This is a genomic window from Paraburkholderia sp. Ac-20340, assembly GCF_017104965.1.
Taxonomy (GTDB): Bacteria; Pseudomonadota; Gammaproteobacteria; order Burkholderiales; family Burkholderiaceae; genus Paraburkholderia.
The window spans coordinates 384854-402126 of the sequence record NZ_JAAGPR010000003.1 but is presented as its reverse complement, the minus strand read 5'-3'; the positions used below and the strand labels follow the sequence as shown (position 1 = coordinate 402126).

Genomic DNA, 17273 nt, shown 5'->3' with positions numbered 1-17273 from the left:
AGCAGTTCACAGTAGCATAGGGTCGCGAACGGCGATGTCGTTCACCGTGCGGCGCCGGGTTCTCCTGAAACTGGCGGTGAACGCGCTCTCGCACTGAAATGGCAGGATTCGATATGACGAGTAGTTCCACCGTCAACCTTCTCGATCTCGACGCCCAAGGGCTCGTCGCTTATTGCGAAAGCCTGGGCGAGAAGCCGTTTCGCGCCAAACAGCTTCAACGCTGGATCCATCAATACAATGCCGCCGACTTCGACGGCATGACGGATCTGGCGAAATCGTTGCGCGAGAAGCTCAAAGGGCGTGCCGTCATCGGCATGCCTGACATTATTTCCGACAACGTTTCCTCCGACGGCACGCGCAAATGGCTCGTGGACGTCGGCAATGGCAACGCGGTCGAAACCGTGTTCATCCCCGAAGAAACGCGTGGCACGCTATGCGTGTCGTCGCAGGCGGGATGCGCGGTCAATTGTCGGTTCTGTTCGACCGGCAAGCAGGGTTTTTCCCGCAATCTCACCACCGCCGAGATCATCGGCCAGCTGCGCATGGCGGAATTCGCCCAGCGCGCGTCGCTGGGCGAGGCGGGCGGTCGCGCCAATGGCGGCGACGGCAAGGGTGAGCGCGTCATTACGAACGTCGTGATGATGGGCATGGGCGAGCCGCTGCTCAATTACGACGCGGTCGTGCCCGCCATGCGGCTGATGCTCGACGACAACGCCTACGGCCTGTCGCGCCGCCGCGTGACGCTGTCGACTTCCGGCGTGGTGCCGATGATGGACCGTCTCGGCGCAGATCTGCCGGTGGCGCTCGCCGTCTCGCTGCACGCGCCCAACGACGCGCTGCGCGACCAACTCGTGCCGCTGAACCGCAAGTACCCGCTGCGCGAGCTGATGGCCGCGTGCCAGCGCTATCTGAAAGTGGCGCCGCGCGATTTCATCACGTTCGAGTACTGCATGCTCGACGGCGTCAACGACACGGAAGAGCACGCACGCCAGCTGCTCGCCGTGACGCGTGACGTACCGTGCAAGTTCAACCTGATCCCGTTCAATCCGTTCCCGGAATCGGGTCTGCTGCGCTCGAAAAACGAGCAGATCAAGCGTTTCTCGCAGATTTTGATGGACGCAGGCGTGGTCACGACTATCCGCAAGACGCGCGGCGACGACATCGACGCAGCCTGCGGCCAGCTGGCAGGCGAAGTGAAGGACCGCACGCGTCTGGCTGAACGTACGCAGCGCGCGGGTCAGAAAGTCATCGAAGTCAGGCCGGTTCAGCATTGAGCGGCCCGGCTCGCCATAACGCGAGCCAAAACCGGTGCGCCTGCGCGGGGGGATACGCAGCGCTGCCGGCAGTTTGATAGAAACGTTGCATAAGCGATCGTATGCGGCACAGATGCCGCGCATTTTGTTATAAACGGTCTGCGAATCGGGACGGGGCGCGGTGCGCCCGCTGGTTGCAGGTTAAAAAGAATCGACGCAAGGACTTTGGGATGAGCGAGCCGCAGCACCCTTTCGGGACCGACGGGACAGAGACGAACGCAGGCCGTTCGGCGCCTTCTGGCGCTCCGTCGCCGGTGCAGGCCGTGCCTGAGACGCTCGGTGCGGTGGGTGCGCGTCTCGCGCAACTGCGCGAAGCCAAGGGCTGGTCGGTCGAGGACGTTTCGGCGCGCCTGAAGGTGGCGGTGTCGAAGCTGCGTGAGCTCGAGGCGGGCGATATCAGCCATCTGCCTGATGCCACGTTCGCAATGGGCGTCGTGCGCGCTTACGCGAAGCTGCTCGGCGCCGATCCCGCGCCGTTCACCCAGGCGCTGCGTCGCGAGCGCGGCGAGGCGCAACAGGATCTGTCGATGCCGGCGTCGGCTGGTGCGGATCTGCCGCGCGGTCGTGTCTCGCTGTCGCTGGGCGGTAGCGGTGTGCGTGCGCCGCGTCGCCGTGCGTCGTGGCTGTGGGGCGTGGCGATCGTCGTCATTGCGGTGGTGCTCATCGGCATGTGGCACACGAACAGCGGCGACTCGTCGGCGTGGTTCGCGCGTATCAAGTCGATGGCGAACGGCGTGGGCAGCAGCACGGCCAGCGGCGATTCCGCGGCTTCGTCGGCGACGGTGGCCGAAGGACAGACGGCAGGCCAAACGGCTGGCGCATCGGACGCGCAAAACGAAGAACAGGCAACGCAAGCCGCCGCTGCAGCGAACGATCAGGCCGGTACGACCGATCAGAACGCGGCGAGCGCGCCGCAGGCTGCGCAGGTTGCGCCTGCTGCACCGGCCAGCGCAGCGCCGGCAGCGAATACGGCAGTCGCGCCGAAGGTGGCGAGCGCAGCGGTCCAGACGCAGGCGCAGGTTGCAGCGAGCGCGCCGGCAGTTGCGCAGGGCGCTTCGGCGCCGGTGGCGGCAGCGGGCGACACCTCGACGTTCGCTATCCGCGTGACGCAGGACACCTGGGTCAGCGTGCGGCAGAAAGATGGCAAAGAGGTCTTCTCCGGCCTGGTTCACGGCAGCGACGCCCGTGAGATCACCGGTGTAGGACCGCTGAAGGTAACAGTGGGCAACAAGGCCGGCATCGAGTCGATGACCATCGACGGTCAGCCGGTCGACGCGGCGAAATACGCGTCGGCGCGCGGCAATGTCGCGCGTTTCGTGCTGCCCTGATAGAGACATGGCACGCGTCGCGGCCGGCGAATAGTTTTTTGCCGGCCGCGACGCTTTTTCAATTCGTGCAGCGTAGCCGTTCGTTGTGAACGGTGGCGCGCGCGAGGTGTAAATGGGTTTTTCGATGCAAAGCGAACCGCAATCCCTGACCAGCAACAGTCAGATCGTGTCCAACGAACCGATCCTTGGCGGCCACGCGCCGCGCCGCAAGTCGCACGCCGTCCATGTGCGCTGGGGCGGTCAGCTGGTGACGATCGGCGGCGACGCGCCGGTGCGCGTGCAGTCGATGACCAATACCGATACCGCCGACGCCATCGGCACCGCGATCCAGATCAAGGAACTCGCGCAGGCCGGTTCGGAACTCGTGCGTATCACGGTCAATACGCCGGAAGCGGCCGCCGCCGTGCCGCACGTGCGCGACCAGCTCGACCGCATGGGCGTGATGGTGCCGCTGGTCGGCGACTTCCATTACAACGGCCACCTGCTGCTGCGCGATCACCCCGCGTGCGCGGAAGCGCTGTCGAAGTACCGTATCAACCCGGGCAACGTAGGCCAGGGCGCCAAGCGCGACACGCAGTACGCGCAGATGATCGAAGCGGCCATCAAGTACGACAAGCCGGTGCGTATCGGCGTGAACTGGGGCAGCCTGGATCAGGATCTGCTCGCGCGCATGATGGACGAAAACGCGGCGCGTAGCGTGCCGTGGGAAGCGCAGAGCGTGATGTACGAAGCGCTGATCCAGTCGGCCATCGGCTCGGCGGAACGCGCGGTCGAACTCGGCCTGAGCCGCGACAAGATCATTCTGTCGTGCAAGGTCAGCGGCGTGCAGGATCTGATCGCCGTGTACCAGCAACTGGCAAAGCGCTGCGACTTCGCGCTGCACTTGGGTCTGACCGAAGCGGGCATGGGTTCGAAGGGCATCGTCGCCTCGACGGCGGCACTGTCGGTGCTGCTGCAGCAAGGCATCGGCGACACCATCCGCATCTCGCTCACGCCGGAGCCGGGTGGTGCGCGCACGGGTGAAGTGGTGGTCGGCCAGGAAATCCTGCAAACGATGGGCCTGCGTTCGTTCACGCCGATGGTCATCGCCTGCCCGGGTTGCGGTCGCACGACCAGCACGCTGTTCCAGGAACTCGCTTCGCAAATCCAGGGCTATCTGCGCGCGCAGATGCCGGTGTGGCGCGATTCGTATCCGGGCGTCGAAACCATGAACGTCGCCGTGATGGGCTGTATCGTCAACGGTCCGGGCGAATCGAAGCACGCAAACATCGGCATCAGCCTGCCGGGCTCGGGCGAGAACCCGGCCGCGCCGGTCTTTATCGACGGCGAAAAGGTCAAGACGCTGCGCGGCGAGCGTATCGCCGAAGAGTTCCAGCAGATCGTGAGCGACTACGTCGCACGCAAGTACGGCAAGGCCGAAGCGACGGCCTGATCGCGGCGGCGCGGGGCATGACGTCCCGCGCGCACTTGCTACGGACACCCGAACATCGAACATCGAGCAGCGCGGCGGGAATGGATACGCCGCGCACTCGCAACGACACTTTCGCATCGCAATGACTGAACAGAAAAGCAAGCCGCAGAAGCTCACCGGCGTGAAGGGCATGAACGACATCCTGCCGCAGGATGCAGGGCTGTGGGACTTCTTCGAAACGACCGTGAAGTCCATGCTCCGTTCGTACGGATACCAGAACATCCGTACGCCGATCGTCGAGCACACGCAGCTCTTCACGCGCGGTATCGGCGAAGTCACCGACATCGTCGAAAAAGAGATGTACAGCTTCACCGATGCGCTGAACGGCGAGCACCTCACGATGCGCCCGGAAAACACCGCGGCGGTCGTGCGTGCGTCGATCGAGCACAACATGCTCTACGACGGCCCGAAGCGTCTGTGGTACATCGGCCCGATGTTCCGTCACGAGCGTCCGCAGCGCGGCCGTTATCGCCAGTTCCATCAGGTGGGCGTGGAAGCGCTCGGCTTCGCGGGTCCCGATGCGGACGCGGAAATCATTCTGATGTGCCAGCGTCTCTGGGACGATCTCGGTCTGACCGGCATCAAGCTGGAAATCAACTCGCTGGGTCTCGCGGAAGAGCGCGCGGCGCACCGCGTCGAACTCATCAAGTATCTCGAACAGCACGTCGATCTGCTCGATGAAGACGGCAAGCGCCGCCTTTACACGAACCCGCTGCGCGTGCTCGACACGAAGAATCCGGCGCTGCAGGACATGGCCGACAAGGCGCCGAAGCTGATCGACTTCCTCGGCGAGGAATCGAAGGCGCACTTCGAAGGCCTGCAGCGCATCCTGAAGTCGAACAATATCCCGTTCAAGATCAACCCGCGTCTGGTGCGCGGTCTCGATTATTACAATCTGACCGTGTTCGAGTGGGTGACGGACAAGCTCGGCGCGCAAGGTACGGTCGCGGCCGGCGGCCGTTACGATCCGCTGATCGAGCAACTGGGCGGCAAGCCGACGGCAGCGTGCGGCTGGGCCATGGGCATCGAGCGCATTCTCGAACTGCTCAAGGAAGAGAACCTCGTGCCGGAAGCCGAAGGCTGCGACGTGTACGTCGTGCATCAGGGCGAAGCCGCGCGCGAACAGGCTTTCATCGTCTCGGAGCGTCTGCGCGATACGGGCCTCGACGTCATTCTCCACTGCAGCGCAGATGGCCAGGCAGCGAGCTTCAAGTCGCAGATGAAGCGCGCGGATGCCAGCGGCGCCGCGTTTGCCGTGGTGCTCGGCGAGGACGAAGTCGCGAAGGGCGTGGCCGGCGTGAAGGCGCTGCGCGGCCAGGCGGCGGAAGCCCGCAGCGAGCAACAAACGGTAGCCTTTGAGGACTTGACCGAATATCTGATCAATGCGATGGTTGCATCCGCCGAAGACGGCGAGGATTGATCGGGCGCTTGGGCCGGACGCGTAGTCCGGCTGTTTGACCGGCTTTGTGGCGCGCCGCTTCGTCCTGCATGGACCTGTGCATGGACTCAGTAGCGCGCCCGAAAACAGGCTTCAAAAAATAATCGAGGAATCGCGACGCGATGAGTTACCACGACGAACAGGAATCGATCGAGAGTTTCAAGGCCTGGTGGACGCAGTGGGGCAATGCGACCACGTGGCTCGTGCTGATCGTTCTGCTCGCGCTCGCCGCGTGGAATGGCTGGAACTTCTGGCAGCGCCGTCAGGCTGCGGAAGCGGCAGTGCTCTACGACCAGGTGCAGCAGGCGGCGACCGGTAATGACAAGGCGCTGCTCACGCGCATTGCAACCGACATGGAAGACCGTTTCGGCGGCACCGCGTACGCGCAGATGAGCGCGCTCACGGTGGCGAAGTCGCTCTATACGGCGGGTGACACGGCCGGCGCGAAGGCGCAACTGCAATGGGCCGCCGATCACGCCAAGGACGAGGAATTCCGTCAGGTTGCGAAGCTGCGTCTGGCTTCCGTGCTGCTCGACGAAAAGGCCTACGATCAAGGCCTCGCGCTGATTCCGCAACCGGATGCGGGTCCGTTCAAGGGCGTCGTGGCCGACGGCCGCGGCGACCTGCTCGCCGCAGCGGGCAAGCACGACGACGCGCGTGCGGCCTACAAGCTCGCGCTCGACAGCCTGCCGAAGACCGATGCTTCCGAGCGTCAACTGGTCCAGTTCAAGCTCGACGCACTGGGCGGCTGACGCGCAGCCTGCATCGATCGCAAAACCATTCAATCAACTTCATTCATGCTTCGTTCACCGATGAATCTGCTGAAACGAACCGTTGTGCCTGTCGCCTGTGCGATGACCGTTCTCGCACTGGCGGCTTGCTCGTCGACTAAAGACGAGCGCCGCGTGCCGGTGCCGCTGACCGAGTTCAAGCCGGCGCTGGACGTCCAGCAGGTGTGGAAGGCGAGCGTCGGCAAGGCCGGCCGCTATCTGTTCTCGCCGGTCGCAGTGGGCGACACCGTGTACGCCGCGGGCGAGAACGGCTCGGTCGCGAAGTTCGACGCGCAAACGGGCAAGGAAGTCTGGAGCACCAAGCTCAAGGACGATCTGTCGGCAGGCGTGGGCAGCGACGGCAACCTCACGGCGGTCGGCGGCCTGAAGGGCGACGTCTACGTGCTGGATTCGAACGGCAAGCTCTCGTGGCAAGCCAAGGCGCCGGGCGAAATCATTTCGCCGCCGCTGGTCGGCAACGGCCTCGTGGTCGTGCGCACGATCGACGGCCAGGTGGTCGCGTTCAATTCGCAGACGGGCGAGCAGAAGTGGGCCTACCGCAACCGTGCGGTGCCGCTGAACCTGCGCGTGTCGGCCGGCATGACGTTCGCGGGCGACCAGGCCGTACTGGCCGGCTTCCCGGGCGGCGCGTTCTCGGCGATCAACCTGCAAAGCGGCGACGCTTTCTGGGAAACGCCGGTGTCGTATCCGAAGGGCGTGACGGAAGTCGAGCGTATCAACGACGTGAGCGGTCCGCCCACGCTGGTTGGCGCAACCACTTGCGCGGTCACATTCCAGGGCCAGCTTGGCTGCTTCGACGCCAACTCGGGCCGTCCGATGTGGGAAAAGCCGTTCTCGAGCACGAGCGGTATCGCTCAGGACGACACCACAGTGGTGGGCGGCGACGACTGGTCGGTTGTGAAGGCCTACAGCGTGGCCACCGGTACGCAGACCTGGAGCACCGACAAGCTCAAGAACCGCGACGTCAGCGTGCCGGCCGTGCTCGGTCATGCCGTGGCGGTGGGCGATTATCAGGGTTACGTGCACTTCCTCTCGCTCGACGACGGCAGCTTCGTTGCGCGCGTGAAGACCGACGGCAGCCCGATTACGGCAGCGCCGGTGCTGGCTGGCAATACGCTGGTCGTGCTGACGAAGGACGGCGACCTGTACGGTCTGCGTCCGCGCTAATCGAGCGATGACGCCGGGCGGCCAGCCGCCTGGTGTCGCATCGAGGGGCCGCGCCCAAGGGCGGCGGCCTCTTGTGTTTTTCCGGCGCGCATTGGGGAGTGGTCCAACGTCGCGCAAGTGGGGCAGGCAGCGCCCGCGAACTTAATGAGACGACGGATGCCCGGAGCGGCTACCTCCGGTGCTCCAGTCGAACGACGAAGCGCAACTTGTCGCTTCGGGCTGGCAGTCGCGGCATCGCGCCCGCGCCGGCAATCGGGCGCACGGCCCGATTCGTGATAATTTGCAACTATTGCAGCTTCTGCGGGCACTCATAGCAGACGCTTGCCGCGCAGCGTGCCGGACGTTCCGGGACCGCGCCTTACTGTAGAAAAGATCAGATGAAACCCGTAATCGCCCTCGTTGGGCGCCCCAATGTGGGGAAATCCACGCTATTCAACCGGCTCACGCGTTCGCGCGATGCGCTGGTGGCCGACCTGCCCGGTCTCACGCGCGACCGCCACTATGGCGAAGGGCGCACGGGCGACCGCGCCTATCTGGTGGTCGACACCGGCGGTTTCGAGCCGGTCGCCAAGGACGGCATCCTGCACGAAATGGCGCGCCAGACGCGTCAGGCTGTCGAGGAAGCCGACATCGTCGTGTTTATCTGCGATGGCCGTAACGGTCTGGCGCCGCAGGACAAGCACATCGCCGATTACCTGCGCAAGACCGGCCGTCCGATCTTCCTGGTGGTCAACAAGGCCGAGGGCATGAAGTACAGCACCGTGGCCGCCGACTTCTACGAACTCGGTCTGGGCGACCCGCGCGCGATTTCCGCTGCGCACGGCGACGGCGTGACGGAAATGATCAACGAGGCGCTCGACCAGGCCTACGCCGATCGTCCGGAAGAAGAGGAAGAAGATCCGGGCAAGCGCGGTGTGAAGATCGCGATCGTCGGCCGTCCGAACGTGGGCAAGTCCACGCTCGTCAATACGCTGATCGGCGAAGACCGTGTGATCGCGTTCGACATGCCGGGCACGACGCGCGATTCGATCTACGTCGATTTCGAACGCGGCGGCAAGAAGTACACGCTGATCGATACGGCCGGTTTGCGCCGTCGCGGCAAGGTGTTCGAAGCGATCGAGAAGTTCTCGGTGGTGAAGACGCTGCAGTCGATCGCCGACGCCAACGTCGTGATTCTGCTGCTCGATGCGCACCAGGAAATTTCCGACCAGGACGCGCATATCGCCGGCTTCGTGGTGGAGCAGGGCCGTGCGCTCGTGGTGGGCGTGAACAAGTGGGACGGCATGGACGATCACGCACGCGATCGCACCAAGCACCACCTGCAACGCAAGCTGAAGTTCCTCGACTTCGCCAAGTTCCACTTCATCTCGGCGACGGAAAAGTTCGGTATCGGCGCGCTGATGCGCTCGGTGGACGACGCTTACGCCGCCGCGATGGCCAAGCTGCCGACGCCGCGCCTGACGCGTGCGCTGATCGAAGCGGTGGAGTTCCAGCAGCCGCGCCGCCGCGGCCCGGTCCGCCCGAAGCTGCGCTACGCGCACCAAGGGGGCCAGAACCCGCCGATTATCGTGATCCACGGCAACGCGCTCGATGCGATTACGGAAACGTACAAACGCTATCTGGAAAACCGTTTCCGGGAAACTTTCTCGCTGACGGGCACTCCATTGCGCATAGAGTTTCGTTCTTCGACGAACCCCTACACCGAAAAGAACTGAGCTGCGTTCGTTACCCCGCATAACCGCGCGTAATGGCGCTGCCGGGCCGTCTGGCTGGGCTGCCGCTAGCGGCGCGGGGTAACGAGAATCAGCTATAGTGTAGCGATTGGTGGTGGATTTCTTTTTCTTCACCCCAATATAAGTTAAACCTGCAAAAAAATACGGAGTTTGCTATGAGCAACAAAGGGCAACTGTTACAAGACCCGTTTCTGAACGCGCTGCGCAAGGAGCACGTGCCTGTTTCGATCTACCTGGTCAACGGCATCAAGCTTCAGGGGAACATTGAATCGTTCGACCAGTACGTCGTGTTGCTCCGTAATACGGTTACGCAAATGGTTTACAAGCACGCCATTTCCACGGTGGTCCCGGCCCGTCCGGTGAATTTCCACCCGGATTCGGAAGCGTCCTGACCCATGACGCGGCCGGTCCGGGGCGCCTCGCAGGCGCTTCGCGACCGGCCGTTTCCATTTTGATACCAGCTAATTTGATCAACGCCGCACTTGTCGGCATCGACTTCGGCAAGACCGACTTCGAAGCCAGTCTCGAAGAACTCAGCCTGCTCGCCAAAAGCGCGGGCGCCACTCCCGCTGTCACGCTCACCGGACGCCGTTCGAGCCCCGACGCCGCCATGTTTATCGGCAGCGGCAAGGCCGAGGAACTGCGTCTCGCCTGTGAAGCGAACGACATCGAAATCGTCATCTTCAATCACGCGCTGTCGCCCGCCCAGCAACGTAATCTGGAGCGCGCACTCGGCCGCCGCGTGGTCGACCGCACGAGCCTCATCCTCGACATCTTCGCGCAACGCGCGCGCAGCCACGAAGGCAAGCTGCAGGTCGAACTCGCCCAGCTTCAGTATCTCGCCACGCGTCTCGTGCGCGCCTGGACCCACCTTGAGCGTCAGAAAGGCGGTATCGGTCTGCGCGGTCCTGGCGAAACGCAGCTCGAAACCGACCGCCGGCTGATCGGCGAGCGCATCAAGATGCTGCAGGGCAAGCTCGCCAAGCTGCGCCGTCAGCACGGCACGCAGCGTCGTCAGCGCGAACGTACGCGCACGATGTCGGTGTCGCTGGTCGGCTATACGAATGCGGGCAAATCCACGCTCTTCAATGCGCTGACGAAAGCGCAGGCCTACGCCGCCGACCAGCTGTTCGCCACGCTCGATACCACTTCGCGGCGCGTCTGGCTCGGCGATGAAGTCGGCCAGATCGTGCTGTCCGATACCGTCGGTTTCATCCGCGAACTGCCTCACCAGCTGGTGGCCGCTTTCCGTGCGACGCTGCAGGAAACCGTGCAGGCCGATCTGCTGCTGCACGTGGTCGATGCGTCGAGCGCCGTGCGTCTCGATCAGATCGATCAGGTCAACGAGGTGCTGCACGAGATCGGCGCCGATACGATCCGCCAGGTGCTGGTGATCAACAAGATCGACGCCGTGCCCGAACTGGCGGCCCGAGGCGGGACGGTCGAGCGGGATGAGTATGGTAATATTTCGCGCGTCTTTTTGAGCGCGCGCACGGGCGTCGGACTGGATGCGCTGCGCGCCGCCATCGCCGAAATCGCGACTGCCGAACCCCTTGGCGAGCCGTCGCAGCCTCAGGCCGCCGCCGACTGGAATCCGCTGTCGCACGAACCCAGCAGGGAACCCGAGCACGGCCGCTGAACCGATCCGGTAGCGCCCGGCGTCGCCCTTGTGGTGCGCGGGCGCGCTTCCACGCACATGACCCGCTGTCTACTCTGGTGAACGAACACAGGTGAACGATTACAACAAGCGGACTGGCTGGCGCGCGCGTGCCATTTTCTCGCTGAACGACCCGCGATGGGGCCGCGGCGAGGGCAATGGCCAGCGTAGCGACGAACGGCGTCCCTCAGGTAACAACGGCAACAACAACGGCAACGGCGGCAAGGGCGACGGCCCGCCGGATCTCGACGAAATGTGGCGCGAGTTCAATCGCCGCCTGTCGTCGTTCTTCGGCAAGAAGGGCAAGGGGCCTGGCGGCCTCGGCCCGCGCCCGGACAACGGCCACGGTGCGCGCATCGGCGTGGGCCTCGTGCTCGGCGTGCTGATCGCGATCTACGTGGGTAGTGGCGTGTTCATCATTCAGGACGGTCAGGCCGGCGTGGTCCTGCAGTTCGGCCAGTATCGCCATACGGTGGGTCCGGGCGTGCATTGGCGCCTGCCGTTCCCGTTCCAGGCGCATGATGTCGTCAACGTCGGCCAGATCCGCAGTGTCGAGATCGGCCGTAACAACGTGGTGCGTCCGTCGAACGCGAAGGATGCGTCCGTGATTACGCATGACGGCGACATTCTCGACGTGCGCCTGATCGTGCAGTACCAGGTCAAGCAGCCGACCGACTACCTGTTCCGCAGTGTCGATCCCGATCTTTCCGTGAGCCAGGCCGCGCAGGCTGCCGTGCGTGCGGTCGTGGGCGCGCACAGCACCAACGATCTGCTCTACGCGGACCGCGAACCGATCCGCGCGCAACTCGCCGATACGATCCAGCACGCGCTCGACCAGTACAAGACCGGGCTGGGCGTGGTGGGCGTGACGATTCAAAGCGTCGCGGCGCCCGATCGCGTGCAGGCGGCTTTCGACGACGAAGCCAAGGCGCATCAGGACCGCGAGCGTGCAAAGCGCGATGCGCAGGCCTATGCCGACCAGCTGCTGCCGCGTGCGCAAGCCGACGGCGCGCGTCTGATCGACGATGCCAAGGCCTACAGCGACCGCGTGGTTGCGCAGGCACAGGGCGACGCCCAGCGCTTCAACAGCGTCTACGAGCAGTACGCGAAAGCGCCGGCGGTGATTCGCGAGCGCATGTACCTGGACACGATGCAGCACATCTACTCGAATTCGACGAAGGTGTTCGTCGACAGCAAGTCGGGCAATAACGTGATTTATCTGCCGCTCGACAAGATCGTCGATGCAACGCGTCAGCGTGCTGCGGCTGCGGCGGCTACTTCGGGCGCGGGCGTGCCCGCGGCGAACGCAGCGAATGGTTCGGCCGATTCGAACGCCGCATCCGCGCCGGCAGCAAGCGGCGATCTGCAGCAGAATCCGCAGCCAAACGCACAGCCAAACGCGCAGCCGCAAAGCCTGCAGCAAGCCCCGCAACAGGGCACGCAGCAAGGCTCGCAGCAGCAGGGCGCGGCAGCCGCGCCCTCGGCCAGCGATGCGGCGCAAGCGGCTAGCGATGCCTTCCGTTCGCGCGACGCGTTCCGCTCGCGCGGCCGCGAAGACGACGTGCAATAAGGGGCGCCGACATGAACAAGATCATTGCGTTCGTCGTTGCCTTCGTGGTGGTGGTGCTGGTGGCATCGTCGGCGGTTTTCGTCGTCGATCCGCGTCATGTGGCCGTGGTGTCGTCCTCGGGCGGCTCGAAGGCCTCGCTGGCCGAACCCGGTCTGCACGTGAAGCTGCCGCCGCCGTTCCAGACCACGACTTTCCTCGATACCCGCATCCAGGCGTTCGACGCGCCGGACGCGGACCGTTACACGACCTCCGATAAAAGCGAGCTGCTGGTGAATCCAGTGGTGCGTTATCGCATCGGCGCGCCGCTCAAGCTGTTCGCGGCCACCAAGGGCGATCCGCAGACGCTCGCCGACCGGCTCGCTTCGCTTTCGCGCGATGCGCTGGCCGACGCGTTCTCGAAGGTCACGCTGGCCGACGCGCTGGCGCAGCAGGAAGCCATCGCGGCCCGCGCGCGCGACGAACTCAAGACGGCCGCCGCGCCGCTCGGCATCGACGTGGTCGATATCGAACTCACGCGCATCGACTATCCGTCCGAAGTGGCCGACGTGGTCTACAAGCGCATGAGCGCCGCACGCGAGCAGGCCGCCGCCGACGAGCGCGCGAAGGGCGCCGCCGAAGCCCAGCAGATCAAGGACGATGCGGAGCGCAAGCAGCAGGGCGCCGTCGCGGATGCGTACAGCCAGGCGCAGGCCATCAAGGGCGACGGCGACGGCAAGGCCGCTGCGATCGCTGCACAGGCGTATGGCCGCGACCCGGACTTCTACCGCTTCTACCAGAGCATGCAGGCGTACCGCGAGAGCTTCAAGCCGGGCGATGTCGTCGTCGTCGATTCGTCGAGCGACTTCTTCCGCTACATGCGCAGCCCTAACGGGGACGCGCCGTCGGCGCCCGCCGCACCGCGCAAACACTAAACGAGACACTGGCGCCGCGCGTGTGCGCGGCGCATCTTCTTCGCATGGACATAGCCGGCTCCCTGTTGCTCGCGATCGCATTGATGCTGATTATCGAGGGCATGTTTCCGTTCGTCTTCCCGACGGCGTGGCGCGACACTTTCCGTAGAATTGCGGAACGGCCGCCACATCACATCCGGATCGGCGGGTTGATCGTGATGGTGCTCGGTCTCGTGCTGTTGATGCTCGCTACCTGAATTCAAGGCGCGCGCCGCGAGGCGTTCGCCGTTTCTATCGTCCGGCCCGTGCAGGGTGCGTTCGCGCGCGCCTTCGTCGCGTCTCGCGTTGCTCGCGCGGCCCGAATCGCGGCTTTTTTGCGGCCTTTTTCGTTGTAGGACTCACCCGATGTCGACCTGGTTACTTCCCGAGAATATCGCCGACGTGCTGCCTTCCGAGGCACGCAAGATCGAAGAGCTGCGCCGCCGCCTGCTGGACCGTTTCCGCGCCTATGGCTACGAAATGGTCATGCCGCCGCTGCTCGAGTACATCGAGTCGCTGCTGGTCGGCAGCGGGCGCGATCTGGATCTGCGTACCTTCAAGCTGGTGGATCAGCTCTCGGGCCGCACGCTCGGTCTGCGCGCCGACATGACGCCGCAGGTGGCGCGTATCGATGCGCATCTGTTGAACCGTCAGGGCGTGACGCGACTGTGCTACGCGGGCAACGTGCTGCATACGCGCCCGCGCGGTCTGCACGCCACGCGCGAGCAGATCCAGATCGGCGCCGAAATCTACGGTCACGCCGGTCTCGAAGCCGACCTCGAAATCCAGCAGCTGCTGCTCGATGCGCTGCGTCTGGCGGGCCTCTCGAAGGTGCGCCTGGATCTGTCGCACGCCGGCGTGCTCGCGGCGATTTTCGAAGCCGATCCGGCCGCTGCCGCACTCGGCGACGCGCTGTATGAAGCGCTCGCAGGAAAGGACGTGCCGCGTCTGGCCGAACTGACGGCGAAGCTGCAGCCGGTGTCGCGCGACGCACTGCGCGCACTGCCTTCGCTGTACGGCGACGCCAGCGTGATCGACGAAGCGCGCAAGCGCCTGCCGGCGCTGCCGGGTATCGCGCGCGCACTCGACGATCTCGCATTCCTGATGGGCGAAATCGAAGGCGCGGAATTGATGCTCGATCTCGCGGATCTGGGCGGTTACGCGTATCACAGCGGCGTGATGTTCTCGGCGTATGTGGACGGCGTGCCGAACGCGGTCGCCCGCGGCGGCCGTTACGACAAGGTTGGCGAGGCTTACGGCCGTGCGCGTGCGGCAACGGGTTTCTCGCTCGATCTGCGCGAAGTGGCGCGTATTTCGCCGGTGGAAGCGCGCAGCACCGCGGTGCTCGCGCCGTGGCGTCACGACGAAGCGCTGCGCGCCGCCGTCGCGGCCCTGCGCGATGCGGGCGAAGTCGTCATCCAGGCGCTGCCGGGGCACGAACACGATATGGACGAATTCGCCTGCGACCGCGTTCTGGTCGAGCGCGACGGCGTTTGGGTCGTGGAAGCGCACGGCGCCTGAAATGTCCGCTTGATGGCGCGGGAAGGGCGCAAAAAGGGTGCAGTAAGCCCTGGGCGCCAACCCGCATGCCGTTGAGCGGAAACGGAAATTCCGCGAATTTCGGGAAAAAATGGCGGTCTTGCCGCCGAACCCAGGTAGAATACGTTTTTAACCAGCTAACGAAACACCATGTCTGCCAGCGCAGTGAATGTAACCCCGGGACGCAATGTCGTCGTCGTGGGCACCCAATGGGGCGATGAAGGCAAGGGCAAGATCGTCGACTGGCTGACGGACCACGCGCAAGGCGTGGTGCGTTTCCAGGGCGGTCATAACGCCGGCCACACTCTCATCATCGGCGGCAAGAAGACCATTCTCCGACTGATCCCGTCGGGCATCATGCGCGCCGGCGTCGCCTGCTACATCGGCAACGGCGTGGTGCTCTCGCCCGAAGCCCTGTTCAAGGAAATCGGCGAACTCGAAGAAGCGGGCATCGACGTCCAGAAGCGCCTCTTCATCTCCGAAGCCACCACCCTGATCCTGCCGTACCACATCGCCATCGACCAGGCTCGCGAAGCGAAGCGCGGCGCTGCGAAGATCGGTACGACCGGCCGCGGTATCGGCCCGGCCTACGAAGACAAGGTGGCACGCCGCGGTCTGCGCGTGCAGGACCTGTTCGAGCCGGAAACTTTCGCTGCACGTCTGCGCGAAAACCTCGACTACCACAACTTCGTGCTCACGCAGTATCTGGGCGCGCCGGCGGTCGACTATCAGCAGACGCTCGACACGATGCTCTCGTACGCCGACCGTCTGAAGCCGATGGTAACGGACGTTTCGCGTCGTCTGTATGACGTGAACAACGAAGGCAGCAATCTGCTGTTCGAAGGCGCGCAAGGCACGCTGCTCGACATCGATCACGGCACGTACCCGTTCGTCACCTCGAGCAACTGCGTCGCAGGTGCGGCTTCGGCTGGCGCCGGCGTCGGTCCGCAGAAGCTGAACTACGTTCTGGGCATCACCAAGGCGTACTGCACGCGCGTCGGTTCGGGTCCGTTCCCGAGCGAACTGTACGACGCCGACAACGCCGATCGCCAGGAAGAAGTGGGCCTCACGCTCGCGAAGGTCGGCAAGGAATTCGGTTCGGTCACGGGTCGTCCGCGCCGCACCGGCTGGCTCGACGCTGCCGCGCTGCGCCGCTCGATCCAGATCAACGGCGTGACGGGCCTGTGCATCACCAAGCTCGACGTGCTCGACGGTCTCGAGGAAGTCAAGCTGTGCGTCGGCTACAAGGTCGATGGCAAGGATGTCGATATTCTCCCGCGCGGCGCCTCGCAGGTTGCAGCGTGCGAGCCGGTCTACGAAACGTTCGAAGGCTGGAAGGAAAGCACGATCGGCGTCACCCAGTTCGACGCACTGCCGAAGAGCGCCCAGGCCTACCTCACGCGTGTGCAGGAAGTCGCTGGTGTGCCGATCGACATGGTTTCGACCGGCCCGGATCGCGACGAAACGATCCTGCTGCGTCATCCGTTCAAGGTCTAAGTGGTAAGAAGGTAGAAGCAAAAGATGATTCAAATGACGGACCCGCGCAACGACGATAAGCATCTGTGGGTAGGCTGGGATGAGTACCACCGGCTGATCGAACTGCTCGCGCTCAAGGTTCACGAGTCGCGCTGGAAGTTCGACCAGATCCTGTGTCTCGCCCGTGGCGGGCTGCGCGTGGGCGACCAGCTCTCGCGCATCTACGATCTGCCGCTGGCGATTCTCGCGACCAGCTCGTACCGCGAAGCGGCGGGCACGGAGCAGGGCGAACTCGACATCGCGCAGTACATCACGATGACGCGCGGCGAACTCTCGGGCAACGTGCTGCTGGTCGACGATCTGGTCGATTCGGGCGTCACGCTCGCTCGCGTGCAGGAGCACCTGAAGCTGCGCTACCCGGCGGTGACCGGCGTGCGTTCCGCGGTGCTCTGGTACAAGGGCTGCTCGAAGGTGACGCCGGACTACTTTGTCCAGCATCTGCCGACCAATCCGTGGATTCACCAGCCTTTCGAGGAATGGGACACGGTACGTCCGCACAATCTTGGCGCATGGATCAAGCGAGGCCTCCAGCAGGCCCAGCAGGATTCGCAGAAGTAAGTCGCAGCAGTAGCGCGGCCGCCATGGCATCGAACGGAGCCTCACGAGGCTCCGTTTTTTTTGCGCGCGGCCTTTGTGCTGCGGCGTTTGCCGCGCTTTGGCGCCTGCTTGCGCTCACTATGTGGCGCAGGCGGGCAGACGCTGTCAAAGGCCGATGCTAAACTGCCCCGGAAAGCGGTGCGTCGCGGGGTCACAACGCATACGCTGCGGCCCCACTGGGTTCCGCCCCCGAAGCCGGTTTAG

The 17273-nt window shown here is 64.5% G+C and carries 14 protein-coding genes and 1 pseudogene; all 15 read left to right on the top strand.

Features of this window, described 5'->3' with window-relative positions:
* The first annotated feature begins 113 nt into the window (after positions 1 to 113).
* The 15 genes and pseudogenes from rlmN (at position 114) to G3N59_RS06920 (ending at position 17030) form a co-directional block, all read left to right on the top strand.
* The gene (gene rlmN, locus G3N59_RS06990; protein ID WP_205981823.1) at positions 114 to 1274 is read left to right on the top strand and encodes a 23S rRNA (adenine(2503)-C(2))-methyltransferase RlmN; all 1161 of its coding nucleotides are present in this window, start codon (positions 114 to 116) and stop codon (positions 1272 to 1274) included.
* Positions 1275 to 1483: 209 nt separating this feature from the next.
* Positions 1484 to 2641 carry a helix-turn-helix domain-containing protein gene (locus G3N59_RS06985; protein WP_205981822.1) on the top strand — a complete coding sequence of 386 codons (1158 nt, stop codon included), beginning with the start codon at positions 1484 to 1486 and terminating at the stop codon, positions 2639 to 2641.
* A 112-nt stretch (positions 2642 to 2753) separates the two neighbouring features.
* Positions 2754 to 4073, top strand: coding sequence for a flavodoxin-dependent (E)-4-hydroxy-3-methylbut-2-enyl-diphosphate synthase (gene ispG, locus G3N59_RS06980; protein ID WP_205981821.1), 1320 nt, complete (start codon positions 2754 to 2756; stop codon positions 4071 to 4073).
* A gap of 121 nt (positions 4074 to 4194) precedes the next feature.
* On the top strand, positions 4195 to 5532 hold the full coding sequence (gene hisS / locus G3N59_RS06975; RefSeq protein ID WP_205981820.1) for a histidine--tRNA ligase: 1338 nt from the start codon (positions 4195 to 4197) through the stop codon (positions 5530 to 5532).
* A 140-nt stretch (positions 5533 to 5672) separates the two neighbouring features.
* On the top strand, positions 5673 to 6302 hold the full coding sequence (locus tag G3N59_RS06970) for a tetratricopeptide repeat protein (RefSeq protein ID WP_205981819.1): 630 nt from the start codon (positions 5673 to 5675) through the stop codon (positions 6300 to 6302).
* Positions 6303 to 6362: 60 nt separating this feature from the next.
* Positions 6363 to 7508 (top strand): outer membrane protein assembly factor BamB, encoded by a 1146-nt coding sequence (gene bamB / locus G3N59_RS06965; RefSeq protein ID WP_205981818.1) that lies wholly within the window; start codon positions 6363 to 6365, stop codon positions 7506 to 7508.
* Between the two features lie 377 nt (positions 7509 to 7885).
* Positions 7886 to 9223 carry a ribosome biogenesis GTPase Der gene (gene der / locus G3N59_RS06960; RefSeq protein WP_205981816.1) on the top strand — a complete coding sequence of 446 codons (1338 nt, stop codon included), beginning with the start codon at positions 7886 to 7888 and terminating at the stop codon, positions 9221 to 9223.
* A 173-nt stretch (positions 9224 to 9396) separates the two neighbouring features.
* Complete coding sequence (gene hfq, locus G3N59_RS06955) at positions 9397 to 9633, top strand: RNA chaperone Hfq (protein ID WP_027814901.1); 237 nt, start codon at positions 9397 to 9399, stop codon at positions 9631 to 9633.
* 59 nt (positions 9634 to 9692) lie between these two features.
* A pseudogene (gene hflX, locus G3N59_RS06950) lies at positions 9693 to 10790 on the top strand (GTPase HflX); the annotation flags it as partial.
* A 181-nt stretch (positions 10791 to 10971) separates the two neighbouring features.
* A complete protein-coding gene (hflK, locus tag G3N59_RS06945) occupies positions 10972 to 12468 on the top strand; it encodes an FtsH protease activity modulator HflK (RefSeq protein WP_205981814.1) in 1497 nt (498 codons plus the stop codon).
* An 11-nt stretch (positions 12469 to 12479) separates the two neighbouring features.
* The gene (locus tag G3N59_RS06940) at positions 12480 to 13379 is read left to right on the top strand and encodes a protease modulator HflC (RefSeq protein WP_205981811.1); all 900 of its coding nucleotides are present in this window, start codon (positions 12480 to 12482) and stop codon (positions 13377 to 13379) included.
* Between the two features lie 44 nt (positions 13380 to 13423).
* Positions 13424 to 13615, top strand: coding sequence for a DUF2065 domain-containing protein (locus tag G3N59_RS06935; RefSeq protein ID WP_027814897.1), 192 nt, complete (start codon positions 13424 to 13426; stop codon positions 13613 to 13615).
* A gap of 148 nt (positions 13616 to 13763) precedes the next feature.
* On the top strand, positions 13764 to 14918 hold the full coding sequence (locus tag G3N59_RS06930) for an ATP phosphoribosyltransferase regulatory subunit (RefSeq protein WP_205981809.1): 1155 nt from the start codon (positions 13764 to 13766) through the stop codon (positions 14916 to 14918).
* A 168-nt stretch (positions 14919 to 15086) separates the two neighbouring features.
* Complete coding sequence (locus tag G3N59_RS06925) at positions 15087 to 16433, top strand: adenylosuccinate synthase (protein ID WP_205981808.1); 1347 nt, start codon at positions 15087 to 15089, stop codon at positions 16431 to 16433.
* A gap of 24 nt (positions 16434 to 16457) precedes the next feature.
* Positions 16458 to 17030, top strand: a complete 573-nt coding sequence (locus G3N59_RS06920; protein WP_205981806.1) for a phosphoribosyltransferase — start codon at positions 16458 to 16460, stop codon at positions 17028 to 17030.
* The last annotated feature ends 243 nt before the right edge of the window (positions 17031 to 17273 follow it).

Excerpts from the sequence above, each read along its gene's own strand:
- G3N59_RS06930 (WP_205981809.1), top strand. The coding sequence starts at position 13,764 with ATGTCGACCTGGTTACTTCCCGAGAATATCGCCGACGTGCTGCCTTCC.
- G3N59_RS06920 (WP_205981806.1), top strand. The coding sequence starts at position 16,458 with ATGATTCAAATGACGGACCCGCGCAACGACGATAAGCATCTGTGGGTA.
- G3N59_RS06985 (WP_205981822.1), top strand. The coding sequence starts at position 1,484 with ATGAGCGAGCCGCAGCACCCTTTCGGGACCGACGGGACAGAGACGAAC.
- bamB (WP_205981818.1), top strand. The coding sequence starts at position 6,363 with ATGAATCTGCTGAAACGAACCGTTGTGCCTGTCGCCTGTGCGATGACC.
- G3N59_RS06925 (WP_205981808.1), top strand. The coding sequence starts at position 15,087 with ATGTCTGCCAGCGCAGTGAATGTAACCCCGGGACGCAATGTCGTCGTC.
- G3N59_RS06940 (WP_205981811.1), top strand. The coding sequence starts at position 12,480 with ATGAACAAGATCATTGCGTTCGTCGTTGCCTTCGTGGTGGTGGTGCTG.
- der (WP_205981816.1), top strand. The coding sequence starts at position 7,886 with ATGAAACCCGTAATCGCCCTCGTTGGGCGCCCCAATGTGGGGAAATCC.
- hfq (WP_027814901.1), top strand. The coding sequence starts at position 9,397 with ATGAGCAACAAAGGGCAACTGTTACAAGACCCGTTTCTGAACGCGCTG.
- G3N59_RS06935 (WP_027814897.1), top strand. The coding sequence starts at position 13,424 with ATGGACATAGCCGGCTCCCTGTTGCTCGCGATCGCATTGATGCTGATT.
- ispG (WP_205981821.1), top strand. The coding sequence starts at position 2,754 with ATGGGTTTTTCGATGCAAAGCGAACCGCAATCCCTGACCAGCAACAGT.
- G3N59_RS06970 (WP_205981819.1), top strand. The coding sequence starts at position 5,673 with ATGAGTTACCACGACGAACAGGAATCGATCGAGAGTTTCAAGGCCTGG.
- hisS (WP_205981820.1), top strand. The coding sequence starts at position 4,195 with ATGACTGAACAGAAAAGCAAGCCGCAGAAGCTCACCGGCGTGAAGGGC.
- rlmN (WP_205981823.1), top strand. The coding sequence starts at position 114 with ATGACGAGTAGTTCCACCGTCAACCTTCTCGATCTCGACGCCCAAGGG.